Here is a 21,892-nt window from a genome sequence, read left to right on the forward strand (position 1 = left end):
CGGGGCGGGACGGGGCAGCGCTCGACGGCGCCGGGTCAGCGCTTGACGGCGCTCAGCACCACGAACTTGGGGTTGCCGGCCACGAGCCGGCAGTTGCCGAAGAGGCGGCGCAGCTTGACGTGGTAGCCGAGGTGGCGGTTGCCGACCACCCAGAGTTCGCCGCCGGGCCGCAGCGCCCGCTTGGCGCCGGTGAACATCCGCCAGGCGGTGGCGTCGGTGGTGGCCTGGTGGGAGTGGAACGGCGGGTTGTTGAGCACCAGGTCCACCGAGCCGGGGGCGACCGCGTCCGTCGCGAGCGCGTCGGCGGTGAGGAACTCGGCCGGGGCGTCCGGTCCCAGGTTGGTGCGGAAGGTCTCCTCGGCGGAGGCCACCGCCTGGTGCGACTCGTCCACGAAGAGCAGTTGCGCGCCCGGCCCGGCGAGCGCCGCGGCCGTGCCGACCACGCCGTTGCCGCAGCCGAGGTCCACCACCCGGGCGCCCGGGGCGGGGGTGGGCAGGTGGGCGAGGAAGAAGCGGGTCCCGATGTCGAGGCGCTCGGCGCAGAAGGTGCCGGCGTGGTTGACCACCGTACGGCCGGCGGCGGGGCCGATGTCCGACGGCAGCGCGTAGCGGTGCGGCCACGGGTTCGGGCCGGGGTCCAGCGCCGGGTCAGGGGTGCAGAGGATCAGCCGGGCCTTGCGGACGGCGAGCGAGGTGCGGGTCGGGCCGAGGATCCGCTCGAAGAGCTGGAGCGTGGAGGTGTGGATCTCGGTGACCATGCCGGCGCCGATCACCACGGTGCCGGGGTGGATCGCGGGGGCGAGCCGGTGCAGTTGGTCCTCCAGCAGCGCCAGGCTCTTGGGGACGCGCACCAGCAGCACGTCGATCCGCTCCGGCGGGGTGTCCCGGGTGGTGAGCAGCCGGTCCTCGTCGACGTCGGCGCCGGCCCGGGCCAGGTTGGCCAGGGTGGCCTGCCGGCCGAGGTGGGAGTCGGAGATCTGGACCGGCCGGAATCCGGCGAGCGCGGTGGTCAGCGCGCCCCAGCGGTCGCCGAGGACGGCGATCCGGCGGTCGGCCAGCTCGGTCGCGGCGCCGGCCGCGCTCGCCGCCTCGCCCGCGAGATGGCGCAGCAGGTACTCGTCGGCGGCGTCCCAGGCCCGGAGCCGCTCGCGCGGGTCCTCGGGGAAGCGGGTGAGGTCGAGGGCGCCCCACGGGGTGGCCAGCAGGGTGGCCGGCGGGGTCGCGGCGGGCGTGGTCTGCGGATTCATCGTGTTCTCAGGCTATCGGACGGGCACCGGGGAACAGTTTTGGATGACAGCCGCCGGACGGATACTGGAAGAGCCCGACCGAGAGGGGTGAGGGCGATGGACTGGAAGCTCGAAGTCGTGGTGGTCCCGGTGTCCGACGTGGACCGCGCGAAGCTCTTCTACGAGGAGCAGGCCGGCTTCACGGTGGACCACGACACCCGCCTGCGGGACGGGGTCCGGGTGGTCCAGCTGACTCCCCCGGGCTCGCCCTGCTCGATCGTGGTGGGCAAGGGGGTGATCGACTCCCCGCCCGGGTCCGTCAAGGGCCTCCAACTGGTGGTCGCGGACATCGAGAAGGCGCACGCCGAACTGCGGGCGCGGGGCGTGGAGGTCAGCCCCGTCCAGCACTTCGTGGCGGGGGCCCGGGTGAACGGGCACGGCGAGGCCTGGAACAACTTCGTGTTCTTCAACGACCCGGACGGGAACGGCTGGGCGGTCCAGGAGGCGCCGCGCGCGGCGTAGGCCGGCGGACGGCGGCGCGGACGCCCGTCCGCCGCACGGACGTCGGGGCGCGCCCCCGGCCGCGCGGGTCCCGCCTGCACGCCCCCCGGCCGCGCGGCCCGGGAAGGACCGGACGCTTGGGTAGGCTCCGAGGATGGCTGAACACGAGGGAAGCGTGCGGGTGGACAGCTGGATCTGGTCGGTCCGGCTGGTCAAGACGCGAGCGCTGGCGGCGGCCGCCTGCCGGGCCGGGCACGTCCGGGTGAACGGGGAGCGGGCCAAGCCGGCCCAGGCGCTGAAGGCTGGGGACGAGGTCCGGGTCCGCGAGGAGAACCACGAGCGGGTCGTGGTGGTGCGGAAGCTGATCCGCAAGCGGGTCGGTGCCGAGGTCGCCGCGGAGTGCCTGGTCGACAACAGCCCGCCGCGGCCGCCGCGCGAGTTCGTCGCGGCGGCCGGGCAGCGGGACCGCGGGGCCGGGCGCCCGACCAAGCGGGAGCGCCGCGAGCTGGACCAGCTGCGCGGGCAGTGAGCCCGGGGCTCCGGCGCCCCGGGCGGACACGGGGCGCTACGCGGACACGGCGGACCCGACGGACGTGTCGGTGAGCACCTTGGCGACGAAGGCGTCGAGGTTGCCCACCGTCCGGGCGATCTGGTCCTCCAGCGGCAGCGACTCGTCGGGCCTGGTGACCAGGGCGGACTTCTTCAACCCGCGTACGTACAGCGAGCAGGCGAGGTCGGCGCAGATGTACGTCCCGACCGTGTTGCCCTCGCGCCCGGCCGCGCCGGCCCGGCGGGCGGCGAGCAGCGCGACGCCGGTGCCGGCGTGCGCGGTGATGCAGAGCGAGCAGACGTTGGTCTTGGTCAGGCTGCGCCGGACCGTCGGCACCCGCAGCGTCACGCCGACGAGTTCGCCGCCGTGCCGGGCCACCAGGTAGGCGCGGTCGGGGGCGCCCTGGTCCCGCCAGCCGAGGAAGTCCAGGTTCTCCCAGGGCAGTTCGGCCAGGCCCCGGGGCAGGTTGAGCCGACGGGCCTCGCCCTTGGAGCAGTTGACGAAGGACGCGCGGATCTCGTTCTCGCTCAGGGGTTCCATGCCCGGAAGCTAACACCGCGCCGCGAGCGCTGTCGCGTCAATTTCTCCCGGTTCGTACGGGGTGCCCGGCCTGGACGGCGAGCCGCCGCGGGGCGTCCTCGCCGATCCGGGTGAGCAGGTCGTCCAGGGCGAGGAAGGCCTCCCAGCGTTCCCGGCCGCCGGCGGCGGCGAGCCGGTCGACCAGGCGGTCCTCCAGGTCCGGGACGCGTTTGTTCTTCCAGGCCTTGTCGGCCAGGCTGACCAGCAGTTCCTCGACGGTGGTGCCGGGCTCGCCCCACCGCGCGTGGCTGCGGGCGAAGCGGGCGAGCCGCTCGGGGACACCGCGGGCGATCAACAGGGCGTGGCCGGCGGCCTCGTGCGCGGAGCCGGGCGCGGAGAGCTCCTCCGGGTGGAGGGTCTTGCCGATGTCGTGGGTGGCGGCGCCGTAGCGGACGGCCTCGCGGTCGAACTCCAGGCCCTCGCGGGCGCAGAAGTCGGCGATCTCCTCGGCGACCTCGTGCACCAGCGCGAGGTGGGCGACCAGCCGGGGCGGCGCCGCGAGGGCCCGCAGCAGGTCGGCGACGTCGGCGGGCAGCGGCGGCAGGGCGGTGGTCACGCCGCAGGCTACCGGGGCGGGTGAGGAGTTGTCAGTGCGGGTGCGTAGGCTGCGGTGACCCGGTCCCGGCGCAGGAGGGAGGCGCCGGGACCGGGCTCGGTCCCCTGCGGGTCGGCCCGCGGGGCTACGGCTTGAAGGCGACGCCCGCGTACGCGGAGACGTCCTGCCAGCCCTCGGGCAGTTCGGTGGTGGGGACGTGGCCGGCGGTGGGGCGCCAGAGCGGGAGCTGGACGAGCCCGGGGCCGGCGAACTCGAAGTCGCCGAAGAAGGGTTCGACACCGGCCCGGGGGCGCAGCACGAGCGGGGCGCTGGCGCTCCGGTAGATCCGGGTGCCCTCGGCTGCGCTCTCGCGGGAGGCGAAGTCGGGGCTGCCGTGCGAGAGGATCAGGGCGCTGCCGGGCGCGAGCGCGTCGCGCAGGGTGCGCACGATCTGCTGCGCGCCGTCCTCGTCGCGGATGAAGTGCAGCACGGCGACCAGCATCAGCGCGACCGGCCGGGAGAGGTCGACGGCGGCGGCCAGCCCGGGGTGGGCGAGGATCGCGGCCGGGTCGCGCAGGTCGGCCTCGATCACCGAGGTGTGCCCGGCGGGGTGGCTCGCGAGCAGGGCGCGGGCGTGGGTGGCGACGATCGGGTCGTTGTCCACGTACACCACGCGGGCGTCCGGGGCGACCCGCTGGGCGACCTCGCTGGTGGAGCCGACGGCCGGGATGCCGGTGCCGATGTCGACGAACTGGCGGATGCCGCGGTCGGCCGCGAACTCCACCGCGCGGCCGAGGAACTGCCGGTTGGTGCGGGCCAGCAGCGGCAGCGCCGGGTAGGCGGCTATCGCGGCCTGGGCGGCCTTGCGGTCGGCCTCGAAGTTGTCCTTGCCGCCGAGGTAGTAGTCGTACATCCGGGCGGTGTGCGGGACGCCGGTGTCCAGCTCGCTCGGCGGCTGCCAGTCGTCCGCCCTGGCCCAGCCCCAGTCGGTGCCGCCCGCCTGGCCGGTGGCCGTGGTGTCGTCGTGCATCCTGTTCCGCCCCCAATGCGCATTGCCGGAATTGTGCGACCGCCCGTCAACACGCGGTGCGCGGTGATCGTATCCAACGACACACCGTGGAAACAGCGGTAGTTCAGGTTTACGCAACGCCCGTAGACAGAGTGTGTGCACGTCAAGACGGTGGGGACCGGTCATACCGGATCGCCCGCCCCGGCCGTGCTCTCTATGCTGGCTGCCGATGACTGCCGACCGCCGCACCGTACTGCGCACCGCCGCCAAGCTGGCCGCCCTCTCCGCCGCCGGTGGCCTCCTCACCGCCTGCGGCACCGACGTACCCCGCCGGGCCGACCCCGGGGCGTTGGCCGCACACCCGGGCACCGTCGACCCGCAGCACGTCACCGACCCGGCGTGGAACGGCGGCGAGGGCCCGGCCTCCCCCGCCCCGACCACCCCGGCGGAGCCCCAGCCCACCGCCGAGGCCACCCCGGCCGCCGCCCAGGCCTCCGCCCCGCCGACCCCGCCCCCGCTGCCGCCGCTGCCGCCCGGCACCCCCGTCGAGGTCGTGTACGGGCCGCGCACCGGCAAGAACGTGGCGCTCACCTGCCACGGCAGCGGGGACCCGAAGCTGGCCACCGCGCTGCTGGAGATCGCCGAGCAGCGCGGCGCCAAGCTGACCGTGATGGTCGTCGGCAGCTGGCTCGACCAGCAGCCGCAGATGGCCCGGCGGATCCTGGACGGCGGCCACGAGCTGGGCAACCACACCCAGAACCACCTCAACATCTCCGCCATGACGCCCGACCAGGCCCGCGCCGAGATCGCCCAGTGCGCCGACCGGCTGCAGCGGCTCACCGGCTCGATCGGCCGCTGGTTCCGGCCGTCCGCCGCGCAGTACGCCACCCCGATGGTGCGCGAGCAGGCCAGGGCCGTCGGCTACGAGCACGTGCTGTCCTTCGACGTCGACCCGCGCGACTACAACGACCCCTCGGCCGCCGAGCTGCAGCGCCGGGTGCTGAACTCGGTGCGCGGCGGCTCCGTCGTCGCGCTGCACATGGGCCACCAGTGCACCGTGGACGCGCTGCCGGCCATCCTGGACGGCCTCGCCAAGGCCGGGCTCAAGCCGGTGACCGCCAGCCAGCTCTGCGCCTGAGGGGTCGGGAGCCCGTCAGGCCATCGGATCGTCGTCCTTGTACGGGCGCAGCCGCAGGGTGCGGGCGTCCGAGGCTCGGATCGCGTCGGCCCGGCCGACCATCTCCTCCAGGTCGTCCCGCCCGGCGTGGATGAACCGCCCGTGCAGCCCGTCGAAGCGGCCGCGGGCGGCGTCCACGGTGACCGCGACCATGTACGGGATGGAGCCCCAGGTCTTCATGTCCTGGAACATCGGCATCCCGGCGGTCATGTCGGTGGCCACCGCGCCCGGGCTGATGTCCAGGACCACGACGTCGTGCTGCGCGAGCGAGTCCGCCATGTTGTCGGAGAGCTGGAGCAGCGCGCCCTTGGACGTCGCGTACGCGGTGTAGTTGCCGTCCGGGCGCAGCGCGAAGCCGGAGTTGAGGTTGACCACCCGGCCGCTGCGCCGGTCGACCATGCCGGGCAGCACGCAGCGCAGCAGGTTGTAGGGGCCGCGCAGGTTGGTCTCGATCACCTGCCACCACTGGTTGACGTCGGTCTCCCAGATCGGCACCTCGGCGCGGTCGACCAGGCCGGCGTTGTTGACCAGCAGGTCGATCGGGCCGAGGTCGCGCTCGACCAGCCGGACCGCCTCGCGCACCGATCCGGGGCGGGTGACGTCCGCGGTGACGGCGACACCCCGGGAGCCGCGCTTGACGCACTCCTTGAGGGTGTCGGTCAGCGTCTCGTGGGTGCGGCCGACCAGGCCCACCGCCATCCCCTCGGCGGCCAGGCCGATGGCGATCTCCCGGCCGATGCCCCGACCGGCGCCGGTGACCAGGGCGACCTGTCCTGCGAGCGATCCCGTCGACACCGTGTGCTCCCTTCCCGCCCCCGGCCCTGTCCGCTGTTCCGCTGTCCGTCCCCGGCCCCCGTCTGCGGCATTCTGTCGGCCACCGGGCGGCAGCCGCCCCGGGCGCACGGGCCGGGACCGCCGCCTCACCCGTTCGGAGGACCCACCCGCGGTGGCACTCCGCCAGGGAGGGGGTGACCTACTGGCCGGTACGGAGTAGTAACGTCGTCGGGGCGGTGACCGGTGCACCCATTCCGGTACACCGACCCGCTGACCAGCAGCTCGCTGGGCCACCAGTCGCTGGGCGACCCCCAGCACCACCGAAGGGCAACTGAGTGAGTGACATCGCGCGCGTCGGAGTAGTCGGCTGCGGTCTGATGGGGTCGGGCATCGCCGAGGTCTTCGCCCGGGCCGGGCTGGACGTCCTGGTGTCGGAGGCCACCGGTGAGGCGCTGGAGCTCGGCCGTACGCGGCTGACCAACTCCCTGGACACGGCGGTCAAGCGCGGCAAGCTGACCCCCGAGCAGCGGGACGAGGCGATGGCCCGGCTGTCCTTCACCGTCGACCTGGCCGACTTCGCCGACCGCGACCTGGTGGTCGAGGCCGTGGCCGAGCGCGAGGACATCAAGGTCCGGATCTTCCAGACCCTGGACCAGGTCATCGTGCGCCGGGACGCGATCCTCGCCTCCAACACCTCCTCGATCCCGATCGTGAAGCTGGCCGCCGCCACCTCCCGCCCGGAGCAGGTGATCGGCCTGCACTTCTTCAACCCGGCGCCGGTGCAGAAGCTGGTCGAGGTCATCCCGACCCTGACCACCTCCGCGGCCACCACCGAGCGCGTCGAGGCCTTCGCCTCCCAGGTGCTCGCCAAGGAGCCGATCCGCGCCCGCGACCGGGCCGGCTTCGTGGTCAACGCGCTGCTGGTGCCGTACCTGCTGTCCGCGGTGCGGATGTTCGAGTCGGGCGTGGCCACCGCCTCCGACATCGACAAGGGCATGGAGGCCGGCTGCGCCCACCCGATGGGCCCGCTGCGGCTGTGCGACCTGATCGGCCTGGACACCATCGTGTCGATCGCCGAGTCGATGTACGACGAGTACAAGGAGCCGCTGTACGCCGCTCCCCCGCTGCTCTCCCGGATGGTCGACGCGGGCCTGCTCGGCCGCAAGTCCGGCCGCGGCTTCTACGACTACACCGCGAGCGCCTGACCCGCGAAGGACGCCTCCGCACGAAGGCGGCTCCGGCCGACGGCGACGCGGCCGGCGCCCCGCCCCGCGGGGCGGGGCGCCGGTCCTCGCACTACTTGACGCCGGCCGCCGCGCAGGCGTCCGCGTACTGCGGCGTGCAGATGTCGGCGGCCTTGTAGAGGCCGCCGCCGACCACCGTGGCCTGCACCTTCGCCTTGGTCACCACGATCGGGGTCAGCAGCAGGGACGGGATGTGCAGCCCGCCGCTGTCGGTGATCGAGGTCGCCGTCGAGCTGATGTCCAGGCCCTCGACCAGCTGGACGGCGATCCTGCCGGCCGCGTCGGCCTCGGGCTTGTACGGCTTGTAGATGGTGTAGGCCTGCTCGCCGGTGAGCACCCGGTGCACCGCGTCCATGGACGCGTCCTGGCCGCCCACGGGCACGTTCTTGATGCCCGCCGCCTTCAGGGACTCGATGACGGCCGCGGCCATGCCGTCGTTGGCCGCGTAGACGGCCTGGATGCCGTCCTTGCCCAGGCTCTGGATGGCCTCGTTCATCTTCGCCGTGGCCACCTCCGGCTTCCACTCGCCGGACTGCTCGTAGGCGATCTTCTTGACCTTGCCGTCCAGCGCGCGGTGCGCGCCCGCCTTGAACTGGGCCGCGTTGGGGTCGGACTCGGCACCGTTGATCATCACGACATTGGCCGACGCGGCCTTCGGGCCGAGCGCGTCCAACAGGGTCTGACCCTGGAGCTCACCGGTGCGCCCGTTGTCGAAGGACACGTAGGCGGCGACCTTGCCGGCGGCCAGCCGGTCGTAGGCGACGACCTTCACGCCCTTGGCAGTGGCGGCCTCGACCCACGGGGCGGTGGTCTTGGCGTTGACCGGGTCGAGCAGGATGACCTTGACGCCCTTGGCCAGCATGTCGTCGAACTGGCGCTTCTGGGTGCTCTCGTTCCCGTCCGCGTTGGCGTAGTCGATCGTGCACCTCGGGCAGAGGCTGGTGACCGTCTGCTGGATCAGCGGCCTGTCGAAGGCCTCGTAGCGGGTGGAGGAGGTGTTCTCCGGCAGAAGCAGACCGATGCTCCGTTCGCTCCCGCCGGCCCCCGGCTGCTGCGACGCGACGGTCTGACCGCAGGCCGCGAGGGTGAGTGCGAGCGACACGGCGGCCGTGCCCGCGGCCGCGAGACGCGTGGGTCTGTTCATGATCGGTGGTGCCTCCTGTACGGCGCCGCGACATCGCGGCAGTGCCAGGGAGTCAAGCGTCACCGGACCGATGCGTCAATAAGTGAAGGAGACTTCGCCGCCCTCCCGCCCGATTCGTTATGAAGCGAATGATCCGCACGCATCGCCGCAGGAAGGCCGCCGGACAGCTCCGGAGCGGCGTCGACTCCCGAAGGAAGTGTGAAGCCGAAAGCCGACGGCGGGCGACCCCGAGGAGAGGGGTCGCCCGCCGTCGGGGCAGTGAGGGCTCAGCTGTTGATGGCGTAGCTGTCGCCGTAGACCTTCCACTTCAGCGGCGGGTTGAGGTCGAAGTTCTTGGCGTTGAGGAAGACCATCTGCTCGGTGTCCACCCGGCTGGTGTCGGAGTGGGCCTCCTCCTTCTTCATGACGACCTTGCGGGCGTCCAGGAAGGCCTTGATGTAGGCGGCCTCGTCGCCGCCCTGGGCGGGGGTCTTGGCCTTCTTCATGGCGGCGGCGCGGATGCCGCCGAAGCTGTCCGAGCTGTTGCCCGGGCCGTGCATGACGATGGCGTCGTAGTAGGCGAACTGGCCGAGCCCGCGCAGGCCGTCGGCCTTGGCCTGCTTGACGGCGGGGTTGAAGTAGACCCGGTCGCGCTCGTCGTTCTGGGCCTGCTGGAAGACGGTGTCCTTGGCGGCGGCGGCCCAGTCGCGCTCGAAGGCGGAGCCGAGGCCGGCGTGCGAGTCGGTGCCGTTGACCTTCTTCAGCGCGGGCAGGTACTTCGCCAGGACGTTGCCGGGCTTGAGGTCGGTGTAGTGCTCGACCAGCTCCAGCATGTCACCGGTGCCGGAGCAGAAGCCGATGATGCCGGCGGTGTAACCCCGCCCGTCCTTGATGTCCTCGATGTACTTGTACTGGGCCTTCCAGTCCAGCGACGAGTTCTCCGCGCTGGACACCAGCTGCATGGCGATGTCCTTCTTGTGCGGGTCGTCCAGCCCGACGCCCGTGAGCTGGACGGCCGGGGCCGGGGCGGCCTGGGCCGCCGAGGTGGCCGCGACGGTGAGGGGCGCGGCCACCAGGGCGGCGGCGAGGGCTATGCGGAGGGCACGACGGGGCTGAGGGCGCATGGGACGCTCCGATTCCTCGTGGGTTAGGAAACTTTCCTAACGAAGAGGAAACGCTGTCCGGCCGCACTCGCGCAAGGGTTTTGACGAAAACTCTTCAAGCCCGCCACGGACCCGCAGGTCAGACCGCCCGGCGCCGGACCCACCACACCGCCGCCGCACCCAGGACGACGGCGAGCAGGGCCGTCCAGCCGAACTCGACGAACTGGAAGGACCAGTAGCGGCTGTCCGGCTGGTAGGACTCGTGCAGCGAGTAGCCGTTCTCACTCAACAGCTTCTCCGCCCCGTAGTAGTCGCCGCCCAGGTCGTACAGCCGGTTGAGGTCGAGCCGGTTCCCCGCCGGGTCGGTGACCCAGAGGCGGCCCTCCCAGCGGTGGTCGAGCGAGCCCTGGGCGAGCGTGTGGACGGCGTCCTCAAGTGGCGTGCGGTAGTGGAACCGCAGCGACTCGGCCACCAGGTTGGTCACCACCGAGGCCCCCACGCCGATCCCCACCGCCACGACCGTCCGCCGCAGCACCGCCCCGGCGAGCGCGGACAGCGTGAAGACCAGCAGCACCCGGCCGACCAGCGCGGGCGGAGCGCTGCTGAACGCCAGCGGGGTGAACCGGCCCGCATGCGTCGCCAGCGGCGCGATCCACCAGTTGAGCACCGCGGCCGTCAGGGCCGTCGCCACGGCCAGCACGCCGCCGACGAGCACCAGCCCGCCGGCCGTCCACCGGGTGCGCCCCGCCCCCTGGGTCCAGGCGAACCGAACCGTGCCGTGCTCGAACTCGCGGGCCAGCAGCGGAGCTCCCACGAACGCCCCGAGGGCGCCGCCCAGGAAGTAGACCAGGTTCCCGCCGACCGTCAGCACGGGGCCGTACCCGCGCAGGAACACCTTCCAGCGCTCGTTGCAACTACGCAGCGCCATGTCGCACCCGGCCGCACCGGACCGGTCGAGTCCGGCATGGACGTAGTACCCGGTGACGGCCAGCACGAGGAGCAGCCCGGCGAGGACACCCAGCAGGGTCCGCAGCGCCGGCCGGTGGCGCAGCCCGGCGGCCCGCAGGACGGCGGAGCGGGGCGGGGCGAGGGTCAGGGAACTCACGACAGCAGGGCCTTCTCGCTCGGACGGACGGCCCCGCGCGGGCCGGGAAGGGCGGAGGCGGTCGGCTCGCGCAGGTAGGCGAGCACCAACTCCTCCAGACCGACGCGCTGTTGGCGCCAGCCGGCGGAGACCGGGGCGTCCACGCCGCCGGTGCGCACCAGCAGGTGGGACTGCGCGTCGGCCCGGCGGTCGCGGACCACCGGCAGCTGCTCGGCGATCCGGTCCGCCTCGGCGGTCGGGCCGGTGAGCATCCGGTGGCCGCCCAGAAGGTCGTCGACCTCCCCCGCCACCTGGACCCGGCCGCCGCCGAGCACCACCAGGTAGTCGCAGCTCTGCTGCAGCTCGTTGACGGCGTGCGAGGAGAACACCACCGAGAGGCCGTCCTCGGCCACCGCGGTCAGCAGCACGGCCATGAAGTCGTGCCGGGCGAGCGGGTCGAGGGCGGCCAACGGCTCGTCCAGGAGCAGGAGTTCGGGGCGCTTGGCGAGCGCCAGGGCGAGCGAGACCTGGGCCTGCTGGCCGCCGGAGAGGCGGCCGTACCGGCGCTCCAGCGGGATGCCGAGGCCCTCCAGGTGGGTGCGCGCCCGGGCGTCGTCCCAGCGGCGGTTGAGGTGGCGGCCCATCGCGAGCAGGTCCCGTACGGGCAGGCCCGGGTAGAGCGCGGCGTTCTGGGCGACGAAGCCGATCCGGTCCAGGGCCCTCGGTGAGCCGGGGAGCTGGTCACCGAGGACGGTCATCGCACCCTCGCTCGGCAGGGTCAGGCCGGCGGCCAGGCCGAGCAGCGTGGTCTTGCCGGCGCCGTTCGGGCCGACCAGCGCCACCACGTGCCCGGCGGGGACTGCGAGATTGCAGTCCCGCAGGGCCCAGGAGCGGCGGTAGCGCTTGCCGATCCCGCCGCAGTCGATCACGGTGTCCCCCGTCATCACGCCACCACCCCGTCGCGCCCCTCACGCAGGTCGCGCAGCGCGTCCTCGAACACGGCGACCATCCCCTCGTCGTCCAGCCCGGCGGTCCGCGCCGAGCGCATCCAGTCCAGCAACCCCCGCCGCAGCGCGGCCCGTTCGCGCAGCGGCACCACCCCGGCGGGCAGCCCCCGGACGAAGGTGCCCTGGCCCCGGCGGCCGGCCGCGAGACCGCGGTGCTCCAGCTCGCGGTACGCCTTGAGCACGGTGTTGGGGTTGATCGCCAGCCCGGCCACCACCTCGCGCACCCGGGGCAGCCGGTCCCCCTCGGTCAACCAGCCCATCCGCAGCGCCTGTTCGACCTGCTGCACGAGCTGCAGGTAGGTCGGGACGCCGGAGGCCGGGTCCAGGCGGAACTCGATGGGAGAGGGCCGGTCATCGCCTTTATCTACTTCCATAGGTAAAGAGATAAACGACGGCCTGATGCCGCGTCAAGCCGGAGCGCGGTCGAAGCGGTCGAATCCGGGCAACACGAAGGGCCCCGCCCCCGGACCGGGTGGTCCGGGGGCGGGGCCCCTGCTCGGGCGTTACGGCATCAGGCGCCGCGCAGCACCGCTCCGGTACGGGCCACGGCCTCGGCGACGGCCGCCTCACGGGCGGCGGTGGCCTCGTCCGCGGTCAGCGTGCGGTCGACGGCACGGAAGCGCAGCGCGTACGCCAGCGACTTCTTGCCCTCGCCCACCTGCTCACCGGTGAACACGTCGAACAGCCGGATGGCCTCCAGCAGTTCGCCTGCGCCGGTGCGCAGCGCGGCCTCGACGTCGGCGGCCGGAACCGCGGTGTCGACAATCAGCGCGACGTCCTGGGTGGCCACCGGGAAGCCGGAGACGGTCGGGCCGCTGACCCGCTCGGCGCCGTCGGCGGTGAGCAGGTCGACGTCGATCTCCATCGCGGCGGAGCGGGCCGGCAGGCCGAGCGCCTTGACCACCCGCGGGTGCAGCTCGCCGGCGTGGCCGACCACCCGGTCGGTGCCGGCGACGACCAGCTCGGCGCAGCGGCCCGGGTGCCAGGGCGCCAGCTGCCCCTGGCGGACGGTCAGCTCGACGCCGGCCGCGCGGGCCACCGTGCGGGCCGCCTCGACGGCGTCCGCCCAGGAGGCCTGGGCGCCCTTGCCCCACCAGCCCGACGGCAGCCGCTCGCCCGCGAGGGCGACGGCGATCCGGCGCGGCTGGTCCGGCAGCGCGGCGTCCAGCTCGGCCAGCTCCTCGTCGCTGGGCCGGTGGTCGACGGCCGGGCGCGGGGCCACGGACAGCTCGTCCTTGGGCAGGAAGACCGTGCCGGACTCGAAGACCGCCAGGTCGGTGTTGCCGCGGCCGATGTTGCGGCGCAGCGCACCGAGCAGGCCCGGCAGCAGCGTGGTGCGCAGCGCCGGCTCCTCGTCGTTGAGCGGGTTGACCAGCTTGACCGTACGGCGGCGGCGGTCGTCCGACTCCAGGCCGAGCGCGTCCCAGGCCGCCTCGCCGAGGAACGGGTAGTTGTTGACCTCGACGTAGCCGGCCCCGGCCAGCGCGACGCCGATCCGGCGGTTGACCCGCTGGGCCTCGGTCAGGCCCTTGCCCGGCGGCACGTCGGGCATCCGGGCGGGGACGTTGTCGTAGCCCTCCAGCCGGATGACCTCCTCGGCGAGGTCGTACGGGTCGGTGAGGTCGGGGCGCCAGGTCGGCGGGGTGACCTCCAGGACGTCGGCGCCGGAGACCGAGCAGCCGACCTCCTGCAGGCGCCGGGTGACGGTCTCGCGGCCGTACTCCGTGCCGGCCACCCGGTCGGGCAGGTCGGCGGCGATGGTGATGGTGCGCACCGGGTGCGGGGCGGCGATGTCGGTGACCCCGGCCTCGGCGGTGCCGCCGGCGATCAGGACCAGCAGGTCGACGGCGCGCTGCGCGGCGGCGCGGGCGGCCTCCGGGTCGACGCCGCGCTCGAAGCGCTTGGACGCCTCGGAGGGCAGCTTGTGGCGCTTGGCGGTGCGGGCGATCGCGACCGGGTCGAAGTGCGCCGCCTCGATGATCACCTCGGTGGTGCCCGGACCGGCGGCCGGGTCGAGGATCTCGGTCGACGCGCCGCCCATGACACCGGCCAGGCCGATCGGGCCGCTGTTGTCGCAGATCAGCAGGTCCTCGGCGGAGAGCTTGCGCTCGACGCCGTCGAGGGTGGTCAGGCTCTCGCCCTGCTCCGCCCGGCGCACCGTGATCGGGCCGTTGACGCGCTGCTTGTCGTAGGCGTGCAGCGGCTGGCCGACTTCGAGCATCACGTAGTTGGTGATGTCGACGGTCAGCGAGATCGGGCGGATGCCCGACTTCTGCAGGCGGCGCTGCAACCAGACCGGGGACTTGGCGTTCGGGTCGACGCCGACGACCGTGCGGGCCACGAAGCGGTCGCAGCCGGCCGGGTCGTTGACCTTGACCAAGTAGCCGAAGGAGTTGGCCGGCGGCACGTCGAGCAGCGCCGGGTCGGCCAGCGGCAGCCCGTACGCGGCGGCGGCCTCGCGGGCCACGCCGCGCATGGACAGGCAGTAGCCGCGGTCCGGGGTGACGGCGATGTCGAGCACCTCGTCGACGAGCTGGAGCAGCTCGATGGCGTCGGTGCCGGGCTCGTACTCCGGCGGGAGCACGATGATGCCGTTGTGGTCGTCGCCCATGCCCAGCTCGCGGGCGGAGCAGATCATGCCGGCCGAGGTCTGGCCGTAGGTCTTGCGGGCCGCGATCGGGAAGGGGCCGGGCAGCACGGCGCCCGGGAGCACGACCACGACCTTGTCGCCGACGGCGAAGTTGGTCGCGCCGCAGACGATCTCCTGCGGCTCGCCGGTGCCGTTGGCGTCGCCGACGTTGACGAAGCAGTGCCGGATCGGCTTCTTGAAGCCGGTCAGCTCCTCGATGGAGAGCACCTCGCCGACCACCAGCGGACCCTTGAGGTCGGCGCCGATCTGCTCGACGGTCTCGACCTCCAGGCCGGCCCGGACCAGGCGCTCCGCGACGTCACGGCCGGTCGCGCCGGTCGGCAGGTCGACGTACTCGCGCAGCCAGGAAAGCGGGACGCGCATCAGATCTCCATCCCGAACGGGAGGGTGAAGCGCACGTCACCCTCGACCATGTCGCGCATGTCGGCGACGTTGTGACGATTCATCAGGATCCGCTCCAGGCCCAGGCCGAAGGCGAACCCGCTGTAGCGCTCGGGGTCGACACCGCAGGCGACGAGCACCCGCGGGTTGACCACGCCGCAGCCGCCGAGCTCGATCCAGCCCTCGGAGGAGCAGGTGCGGCACGGCCGGTCCGGGTTGCCGACGCTCGCACCCAGGCACACGAAGCACTGCAGGTCGACCTCGGCCGACGGCTCAGTGAACGGGAAGTACGAGGGCCGCCAGCGCAGCTCCAGGTGGTCGCCGATCAGCTTCTCGACCAGGACCTCGATGGTGCCCTTGAGGTCGGCGAAGGTGATGCCCTCGTCGACCGCGAGGCCCTCGACCTGGCGGAAGACCGGGGTGTGGGTGGCGTCCAGCTCGTCGGTCCGGTAGACCCGGCCGGGGCAGATCACGTAGACGGGCGGCTCGCGGTCGAGCATGGTGCGGGCCTGGACCGGGGAGGTCTGGGTGCGCAGCACCACGCCGGAGTCGGCGGAGCCGTCCGGGGCCTGGACGAAGAAGGTGTCCTGCATCGAGCGGGCCGGGTGGTCCGGGCCCAGGTTGAGGGCGTCGAAGTTCAGCCACTCGGCCTCGACCTCGGGGCCCTCGGCGACCTGGTAGCCCATCGCGACGAAGGTGTCCTCGATGCGCTCGGCCATGGTGGTCAGCGGGTGCCGGGCGCCGCGCGGGGCGCGGTCGTACGGCAGGCTGACGTCCACCGCCTCCTCGACCAGCACGCGGGCGTCGCGCTCCGCCTCCAGCTCGGCCTGCCGCTTGGCGAGGGCCTGGTTGACGGCGCCGCGGGCCTGGCCGATCAGCTTGCCGGCGGCGGCCTTGGCGTGCGGGGGCAGGGCGCCGATCTCGCGGTTGGCGAGCGAGAGCGGGGACCGGTCGCCGGTGTGGGCGACCTTGGCCTGCTTCAGCTCGTCCAGGGTGCTGGCGGCGGCGAAGGCGGCGACGGCCTCGTCCCGCGCCTGCTCCACCACCTCGGGCTTGAGGGCCTCGACCTCGACCGGGTCGTACGACTTGTTGGGTGCCGACATCTCTATCTTTCCCGTGCTCCTGCTCGTCCGTGCTCAGGTGTGTGGGTTCGCCTTCGCGCCACGCCCGGCGGGGCCGGGGCACGGGCAGCCGGTTTCCGTTCACCGGAGGCTCACGGGAGTGGGTGTCCGCGGCTCAGCCGCGCAGGGCGTTGCTCGACGCCAAAGGTCGAGTGTAGTCGCAGCGCGTAGCGCCGCTGCCGCGATGCCCGTCCGGCGGGACTCCGGCGACCGGTCAGAGCGGGCTCTGCTGGTCGTCCGAGCTCTCTCAGAGCATGAAGTCCGGAACGCCGGCGGGCAGGATAAATCGGAACCGGGCGCCGCCGCCGGGCGCGCGGTCGACGCGGATCGATCCGCCGTGGGCCTCCACGATGCCCTTGACGATGTAGAGGCCCAGGCCCGTGCCGCCGCGCTTGGAGCCGCGCCAGAAGCGGGTGAAGACGCGCGGCATCGACTCCTCGGGGATGCCGCTTCCTTCGTCGCTCACGGTAACCGCTGTGCCTTCCACGATGCGGGGCGGGGTGCCGGAGCGCTCCCAGACGGGCGCCTCGACGACCTCCTTGGCCGGTGCCACCTCGATCGTGACAGTTCCCTCGCCGTGCCGCACCGCATTTTCCAGCAGGTTGGCGAGCACCTGGTCGACCTTGTCCGGGTCGGCCCACAGGACGGTCAGCGGCTCGCTGACCCGGACGTCGAAGCGCTCCTCGGGGATCCCGGTGGCGACCTTGCGCTCGACGTGCCGGCGCACCGCCGCGGCCAGGTCGACCACCTGCTTGCGCAGCTCAAGCCGCCCGGCGTCGATCCGGGAGATGTCCAGCAGCTCGGCGATCAACCGGGTGACCCGGTCGGCGTCGGCGTCCACGGTCTCCAGCATCAGCCGCTTCTGCCCGTCGGTGAACCGCTCCCACTTCGCCAGCAGCGTCGCCGTGAAGCCCTTGACGCTGGTCAGCGGGGAACGCAGCTCGTGCGCGACGGTGGCGATCAGCTCGGCGTGGCTGCGCTCGGTGCGGCGCCGGGCCTCGGTGCCGCGCAGGGCGACCACCAGGCGCTCCAGCGGCCCGCACGGCACCGCGCGGACGTACCGGGCGGAGACCAGCACCTCGTGGCCGCCGGGCAGCAGCAGGTTGCGCTCCGGCTGGCGGGTGCGGATGGCCAGGCCGCCGTACGGGTCGGTCAGCTGCCACCAGCGGCGGCCGTCCAGGTCCTCCAGCGGGAGGACGTCCTCCAGCGCGCAGCCGAGCGCGACCTCCGGGAGCACGCCGGTGAGCCGGGCCGCGGCCCGGTTGAAGCAGACCACCCGGCCCAGCGCGTCGGCGACCACCAGGCCGTCCGGCAGGTCGTCCGGGTCGAGCTCGGGCCCGCTGCCGACCATGGGTTGCCTCCCCGATTACCCACCGTGCCTATCCCCCCACCGAGGCAGACCCTAGCGCCTCGCAGGCCCCCGCAGTAGGGCTTGCGGGGCGGATCGCCCCGGCCCGGCGGGATCCGCCCCGCGAACCCGCGTGCCACGGGGTGATCCGGTGCGCCCCGGGTGCGTCAGGCGTTCGAACGGCAGCCGCCGGGCGAGCGCTGCGCCCGGGCCGAGGCGTACAGGCAGACGGCCGCGGCGGTGGCCAGGTTGAGGCTCTCGGCGTGCCCGTGGATCGGGACGCGCACGACCTCGTCGGTGAGCGCGCGGGTCTCCTCCGGGAGCCCCCACGCCTCGTTGCCGAACACCCACGCGCCGGGCGCGCCCAGGGTGCCCTCGTCCAGCTCCTGGTCCAGGTCGCGCTCCCCCGCACCGTCCGCGGCGAGCACCCGGATCCCGGCCTCGCGCAGCTTCCCGACGGCCTCCTCGACCGGCACGCCGACGGCCACCGGCAGGTGGAAGAGGCTGCCCACGGAGGCACGGACGGCCTTCGGGTTGTAGAGGTCCACCGAGGCGTCGGTGAGCACCACGGCGTCCGCGCCGGCCGCGTCGGCGGTGCGCAGCACCGTGCCGGCGTTCCCGGGGTCGCGCACGTGGGCGAGGATCGCGACCAGCTTCGGGCGGGCCCCGAGCACGTCGTCGAACGGGGTGTCGATGAAGCGGCAGAGCGCCACGATGCCCTGCGGGGTCACGGTGTCGCAGATGTCGGCGATCACCTCGTCGGTGGCGGTCAGCACGGGCAGCCCCTCCGCCAGGGTGGCCTCGACGATGCCGGCGTGCCGCTCGGCCGCCTCCGGGGTCACGTAGACCTCGACCACGGCGTGCTCGCCCGTGCCCGGCAGTCTGCCGAAGGCGACGGCCTCCCGGACGGCCTGCGGGCCCTCGGCCAGGAAGCGGCGCTCCTTGGTGCGCTGGTTGCGCTTGGCCAGCCGGCGGGCGGCGACGACGCGCGGCGAGCGCAGGGAGGTCAGCAGGGGGGTGTCGGTGCTCGGCATGGTCTCGATCTCTGGAGGCGCAGGCGGACGGAGGGCGCTGAGGGGCGGAAATGCAGAACCGGACCCGCAGGAGAGCCTGCGGGTCCGGTCAGAGCTCAACCGATCTCGGAAGATCAGGCGGCGTCGGCGGCGGCCTTCGGGGCGTTCACGTCGGCCGGCAGCGCCTTCTGGGCGACCTCGACCAGGGAGGCGAACGCACCCGGGTCGTTGACGGCCAGGTCGGCCAGCATCTTGCGGTCGATCTCGACGCTGGCGGCCTTCAGGCCCTGCACGAAGCGGTTGTAGGTGATGCCGTTGGCACGGGCCGCAGCGTTGATGCGCTGGATCCACAGCTGACGGAAGTCGCCCTTGCGCTTCTTGCGGTCGTTGAAGTTGTAGACCAGCGAGTGGGTGACCTGCTCCTTGGCCTTGCGGTACAGGCGCGAACGCTGGCCACGGTAGCCGCTGGCGCGCTCCAGGATGACCCGGCGCTTCTTGTGGGCGTTGACTGCCCGCTTGACGCGTGCCACTTCATTACTCCTTGGGTTGGACCACGGACTACTTCACGTGGTCCGTCAATCGAATGGGTCGGGAAGGATCAGCTGCCCCGCACACGGCTCGCGCCGGGCGGGAGGGCGATCACTTGCCGAGAAGCTTCTTGATCTTCTTGGCGTCAGCGGGGGCCAGCTCGATCGTCCCGGCCAGCTTGCGGGTCAGCGTCGAGGGCTTGTGCTCCAGGAGGTGGCGGCGACCGGCGCGCTCGCGCAGCACCTTGCCAGAGCCACTGATCTTGAAGCGCTTGCTGGCGCCACTGTGCGTCTTCTGCTTCGGCATTTCGCCGTATCTCCTCGTCGGTCCCGTTCACGCCCGCGCAGCGTCTGCCACACGGGCGTGAACTGGATGGATCTGTGGTGACCGGGCGGGCTGCCCCGTCACCCTTGGGGCCGGTCTCCCGGGCTGCCCTGGGCCGTGAAGGCTCAGGCGCCCTGGGACGCGGCCGGCTGCTCGACCGGAGCGTCGGCCTCGACGGCCGGCGCCTCGGCCGGGGCGTCCTGCGCCTCGGTCACGGCGTCGTCGACAACGGTGTCCTCGGCCACGGCCTCGTCCGCGGGGGCGTCGGAACCGGCGGTGCGGCCCTGACGCTCGGCCTTGCGGGCGTCCGCGAGGGCGCGGGCCTCGGCCATCGCCTCGGTCTTCTTCTTGTGCGGGCCAAGAACCATGATCATGTTACGGCCGTCCTGCTTCGGCGAGGACTCGACGAAACCCAGGTCCTGGACGTCGTCGGCGAGCCGCTGCAGCAGGCGGAAGCCCAGCTCGGGGCGGGACTGCTCACGACCACGGAACATGATCGTGATCTTGACCTTGTCGCCCTGCTTGAGGAACCGGACGACGTGACCCTTCTTGGTGTCATAGTCGTGCGGGTCGATCTTCGGCCGGAGCTTCATCTCCTTGATGACCGTGTGCGCCTGGTTCTTGCGCGCCTCACGAGCCTTCATGGCCGACTCGTACTTGAACTTTCCGTAGTCCATGAGCTTGCACACCGGCGGCCGGGCGGTCGCCGCGACCTCGACCAGGTCGAGGTCGTACTCCTGCGCGAGCTCCAGCGCCTTGGCAAGCGGCACGATGCCGACCTGCTCGCCGCTGGGACCGACGAGTCGCACCTCCGGAACGCGAATCCGGTCGTTGATGCGGGGCTCGGTGCTGATGGGGCCTCCTCGGTTGCACCTTCTGCGATGCGGCCGTCGGACGGCGGTCGCACGTAGTGGACTCGACCACTGGGCGGGGCTTCATTCGTGCTGCGCTGCCCGGCACCTTCCGGCACCGTCGCACCCGCGACACGAAAAAAGCCCCGCTCGGTACAAGCGGGGCTCCACACAACCGGGGGCTGCGCCCGGTGAGGGGCGCTGCGGCGACTCGGCGCCAGGCGCCCGTCGCGGACCGGGACCCGTCGACCGCGAGGCCGATCGGGTGGGAGACTTTCGCGGTTGCCCTCTCGGGCCTCCTCAGTGGAGCCTCCACTTGCTGGCCAGGCGCCCATGCGGGATCCCGGCCGGTCAGTCTCGAAGCATACAGCGCCGGGAGGCCCGACGCCATTCCGCCCCGGCGCAGTGCCTTCCCGGCGCGCCACGGAGCCCTTGTACGCTCCACGTGTACCCACACGGCACGACGGAACGAGCCCCCCTTGAGCAGCGAGCCCACCCAGACCCCCGGCACGGACGACGACGCGATCGGCTTCGACGACCTCACCCGCGACATCGCCGAGGTCCCCGCCGTCGAGGTGATCACCACCGTCGCCGTGCACCTGATGAGCGCGGCCGCCGTCAAGTGCGGTCTGGCCGAGGGCGGCGAGAAGGACAAGGACCTGGACGAGGCCCGCAAGCTGATCACCGCGCTGGCCGGGCTGGTCACCGCCGGCGCCCCGGAGATCAGCAACTTCCACGCCGCCCCGCTGCGCGACGGCCTGCGCTCGCTGCAGCTCGCCTTCCGCGAGGCCTCCGTCGTCCCGGACGCGCCGGGCGCGGGCCCCGGCGAGAAGTTCACCGGGCCGGTCTACTCCTGACCTGATGCGCGAAGGACCACCCGCTCACGCGAGCAGGTGGTCCTTCGGCGTTTCCCACCGCTCCTAGCGCCGGAACAGCGGCTCCCCCGGCAGCTCGGCGCTCGCCGGCAGCACCGCGAGGTCCAGCCCGCGGTCCAGCCGCACCCGCAGCACCGGGTCCGCGGCCACCGCCTGACCGACCCGCTGCGCGGCCGCCTGCAGCCCCGGCTGGTCCAGCGCCGGGTCGAACACCACCGCGAGCACCCCGTCCGAGCCCCCGGAGGCCGCCAGCAGCCCGCTGACCACGTCCGGGTCGGCCGCCAGCAGCGCCCGCACCGCCTCGCGCACCTCCGGGTCCAGCACCGGCGGCACGAACGGACGGTTCTCCGCGAGCGCCCGCAGCCGCGCACCGCTCAGCTGGAAGGCCACCGGCCCGGCCGGGTCGATCAACAGGGTGTCGGCGCGCTCCGAGAATGCCACCATCGCGGCCTGCGGGGCGGCCGTCGGCGCCGGGCGGGCGTCGGCGCGCCACCGGGCGAGCGACTCCAGCGACGTGAAGGCCGGCAGCGCGCGGCGCCCGTCCGGGGCCTCCAGCACCGGGACGGCCATGTCGCTGGTCTTCTCGTGCTTGTGCCCGTGCTCGTCCACCTCGACCTCACCGAGGATCGCCACGATCGGCACCATCAGCCGGGTGGGGGTCAGCGCCGCCAGCACCTCGGGCTCGGCGGCGCGGTCCTGCGACCAGCGGGCGAGGGCCTCGACGAGCGCCGGGTCGGCGGTGCCGTCGTCGTCACCGAAGCCGGGGTTCGGGATGTTCTTGCCGACGAACGCCGGGTTGGAGAAGTCTTTGCGGTCCACCCGCCCGACCCTATGCCACCGCACCCGACCGGCCCGATTTCCCTGCACGCGCCCCCTACCCACCGGTAGG

At 73.0% G+C, this 21,892-nt stretch carries 23 protein-coding genes; 5 read left to right on the forward strand and 18 right to left on the reverse strand.

What is annotated here, in order from left to right; genetic code table 11:
• Positions 1-35: 35 nt before the first annotated feature.
• Positions 36-1,247 (reverse strand): methyltransferase, encoded by a 1,212-nt coding sequence (locus tag ACZ7KX_RS27185; protein ID WP_470328747.1) that lies wholly within the window; start codon positions 1,245-1,247, stop codon positions 36-38.
• Between the two features lie 96 nt (positions 1,248-1,343).
• Between ACZ7KX_RS27185 and ACZ7KX_RS27190 the strand changes: the two genes are divergently transcribed.
• Both ACZ7KX_RS27190 and ACZ7KX_RS27195 read left to right on the forward strand, forming a co-directional pair.
• Positions 1,344-1,748, forward strand: a complete 405-nt coding sequence (locus ACZ7KX_RS27190; protein WP_350523769.1) for a VOC family protein — start codon at positions 1,344-1,346, stop codon at positions 1,746-1,748.
• Positions 1,749-1,881: 133 nt separating this feature from the next.
• Complete coding sequence (locus ACZ7KX_RS27195; protein WP_350523770.1) at positions 1,882-2,256, forward strand: RNA-binding S4 domain-containing protein; 375 nt, start codon at positions 1,882-1,884, stop codon at positions 2,254-2,256.
• Between the two features lie 36 nt (positions 2,257-2,292).
• Here ACZ7KX_RS27195 and ACZ7KX_RS27200 read toward each other — a convergent pair whose 3' ends face one another.
• From ACZ7KX_RS27200 to ACZ7KX_RS27210, 3 genes are all read right to left on the reverse strand, one after another.
• Complete coding sequence (locus tag ACZ7KX_RS27200; RefSeq protein WP_350523771.1) at positions 2,293-2,817, reverse strand: FBP domain-containing protein; 525 nt, start codon at positions 2,815-2,817, stop codon at positions 2,293-2,295.
• A 37-nt stretch (positions 2,818-2,854) separates the two neighbouring features.
• Entirely contained in the window at positions 2,855-3,412 is a 558-nt protein-coding gene (locus ACZ7KX_RS27205) for an HDIG domain-containing metalloprotein (RefSeq protein WP_470328748.1), read from the reverse strand.
• A 124-nt stretch (positions 3,413-3,536) separates the two neighbouring features.
• Positions 3,537-4,421, reverse strand: coding sequence for an SAM-dependent methyltransferase (locus ACZ7KX_RS27210; RefSeq protein ID WP_470328749.1), 885 nt, complete (start codon positions 4,419-4,421; stop codon positions 3,537-3,539).
• Positions 4,422-4,629: 208 nt separating this feature from the next.
• On the opposite strand from ACZ7KX_RS27210, the gene ACZ7KX_RS27215 reads away from it, so the two are divergent.
• Positions 4,630-5,538: a polysaccharide deacetylase family protein gene (locus tag ACZ7KX_RS27215; protein ID WP_470328750.1), complete on the forward strand. Its 909-nt coding sequence runs from the start codon at positions 4,630-4,632 to the stop codon at positions 5,536-5,538.
• A 15-nt stretch (positions 5,539-5,553) separates the two neighbouring features.
• Here the strand turns inward: ACZ7KX_RS27215 and ACZ7KX_RS27220 are convergent, their stop codons facing one another.
• Positions 5,554-6,372, reverse strand: a complete 819-nt coding sequence (locus ACZ7KX_RS27220; protein WP_470328751.1) for an SDR family NAD(P)-dependent oxidoreductase — start codon at positions 6,370-6,372, stop codon at positions 5,554-5,556.
• Positions 6,373-6,686: 314 nt separating this feature from the next.
• Here ACZ7KX_RS27220 and ACZ7KX_RS27225 point away from each other — a divergent pair, with 314 nt between their 5' ends.
• Complete coding sequence (locus ACZ7KX_RS27225) at positions 6,687-7,556, forward strand: 3-hydroxybutyryl-CoA dehydrogenase (RefSeq protein WP_350523776.1); 870 nt, start codon at positions 6,687-6,689, stop codon at positions 7,554-7,556.
• Positions 7,557-7,647: 91 nt separating this feature from the next.
• Here ACZ7KX_RS27225 and ACZ7KX_RS27230 read toward each other — a convergent pair whose 3' ends face one another.
• From ACZ7KX_RS27230 to infC, 12 genes are all read right to left on the reverse strand, one after another.
• A complete protein-coding gene (locus ACZ7KX_RS27230) occupies positions 7,648-8,739 on the reverse strand; it encodes a sugar ABC transporter substrate-binding protein (protein ID WP_470328752.1) in 1,092 nt (363 codons plus the stop codon).
• Between the two features lie 266 nt (positions 8,740-9,005).
• Positions 9,006-9,842, reverse strand: a complete 837-nt coding sequence (locus ACZ7KX_RS27235; RefSeq protein WP_470328753.1) for a chitosanase — start codon at positions 9,840-9,842, stop codon at positions 9,006-9,008.
• A 118-nt stretch (positions 9,843-9,960) separates the two neighbouring features.
• The gene (locus ACZ7KX_RS27240; protein WP_470328754.1) at positions 9,961-10,926 is read right to left on the reverse strand and encodes a hypothetical protein; all 966 of its coding nucleotides are present in this window, start codon (positions 10,924-10,926) and stop codon (positions 9,961-9,963) included.
• The gene (locus ACZ7KX_RS27245) at positions 10,923-11,849 is read right to left on the reverse strand and encodes an ATP-binding cassette domain-containing protein (RefSeq protein ID WP_470328755.1); all 927 of its coding nucleotides are present in this window, start codon (positions 11,847-11,849) and stop codon (positions 10,923-10,925) included. Before ACZ7KX_RS27245 ends, ACZ7KX_RS27240 begins: the two co-directional genes overlap by 4 nt.
• Entirely contained in the window at positions 11,849-12,286 is a 438-nt protein-coding gene (locus ACZ7KX_RS27250; RefSeq protein ID WP_350523781.1) for a GntR family transcriptional regulator, read from the reverse strand. Before ACZ7KX_RS27250 ends, ACZ7KX_RS27245 begins: the two co-directional genes overlap by 1 nt.
• Before the next feature lie 137 nt (positions 12,287-12,423).
• On the reverse strand, positions 12,424-14,925 hold the full coding sequence (gene pheT / locus ACZ7KX_RS27255) for a phenylalanine--tRNA ligase subunit beta (protein WP_470328756.1): 2,502 nt from the start codon (positions 14,923-14,925) through the stop codon (positions 12,424-12,426).
• Positions 14,925-16,046: a phenylalanine--tRNA ligase subunit alpha gene (gene pheS, locus ACZ7KX_RS27260; protein WP_470328757.1), complete on the reverse strand. Its 1,122-nt coding sequence runs from the start codon at positions 16,044-16,046 to the stop codon at positions 14,925-14,927. The genes pheT and pheS overlap by 1 nt, the downstream gene beginning before the upstream one ends.
• Before the next feature lie 265 nt (positions 16,047-16,311).
• Entirely contained in the window at positions 16,312-17,415 is a 1,104-nt protein-coding gene (locus tag ACZ7KX_RS27265; protein ID WP_470328758.1) for a sensor histidine kinase, read from the reverse strand.
• A 164-nt stretch (positions 17,416-17,579) separates the two neighbouring features.
• Entirely contained in the window at positions 17,580-18,446 is an 867-nt protein-coding gene (locus ACZ7KX_RS27270; RefSeq protein WP_470328759.1) for a TrmH family RNA methyltransferase, read from the reverse strand.
• 113 nt (positions 18,447-18,559) lie between these two features.
• Positions 18,560-18,955 carry a 50S ribosomal protein L20 gene (gene rplT, locus ACZ7KX_RS27275; RefSeq protein WP_030055649.1) on the reverse strand — a complete coding sequence of 132 codons (396 nt, stop codon included), beginning with the start codon at positions 18,953-18,955 and terminating at the stop codon, positions 18,560-18,562.
• 109 nt (positions 18,956-19,064) lie between these two features.
• Positions 19,065-19,259 carry a 50S ribosomal protein L35 gene (gene rpmI, locus ACZ7KX_RS27280; RefSeq protein ID WP_045701618.1) on the reverse strand — a complete coding sequence of 65 codons (195 nt, stop codon included), beginning with the start codon at positions 19,257-19,259 and terminating at the stop codon, positions 19,065-19,067.
• Positions 19,260-19,402: 143 nt separating this feature from the next.
• A complete protein-coding gene (gene infC, locus ACZ7KX_RS27285; RefSeq protein WP_396548468.1) occupies positions 19,403-20,131 on the reverse strand; it encodes a translation initiation factor IF-3 in 729 nt (242 codons plus the stop codon).
• Positions 20,132-20,607: 476 nt separating this feature from the next.
• On the opposite strand from infC, the gene ACZ7KX_RS27290 reads away from it, so the two are divergent.
• Positions 20,608-20,985 (forward strand): DUF1844 domain-containing protein, encoded by a 378-nt coding sequence (locus tag ACZ7KX_RS27290; RefSeq protein ID WP_470328760.1) that lies wholly within the window; start codon positions 20,608-20,610, stop codon positions 20,983-20,985.
• A 63-nt stretch (positions 20,986-21,048) separates the two neighbouring features.
• On the opposite strand, the gene ACZ7KX_RS27295 is transcribed toward ACZ7KX_RS27290, so the two are convergent.
• Entirely contained in the window at positions 21,049-21,822 is a 774-nt protein-coding gene (locus ACZ7KX_RS27295) for an SseB family protein (RefSeq protein WP_470328761.1), read from the reverse strand.
• Positions 21,823-21,892: the final 70 nt, after the last annotated feature.

The sequence above is a fragment of the Kitasatospora sp. NPDC038210 genome, assembly GCF_055600605.1.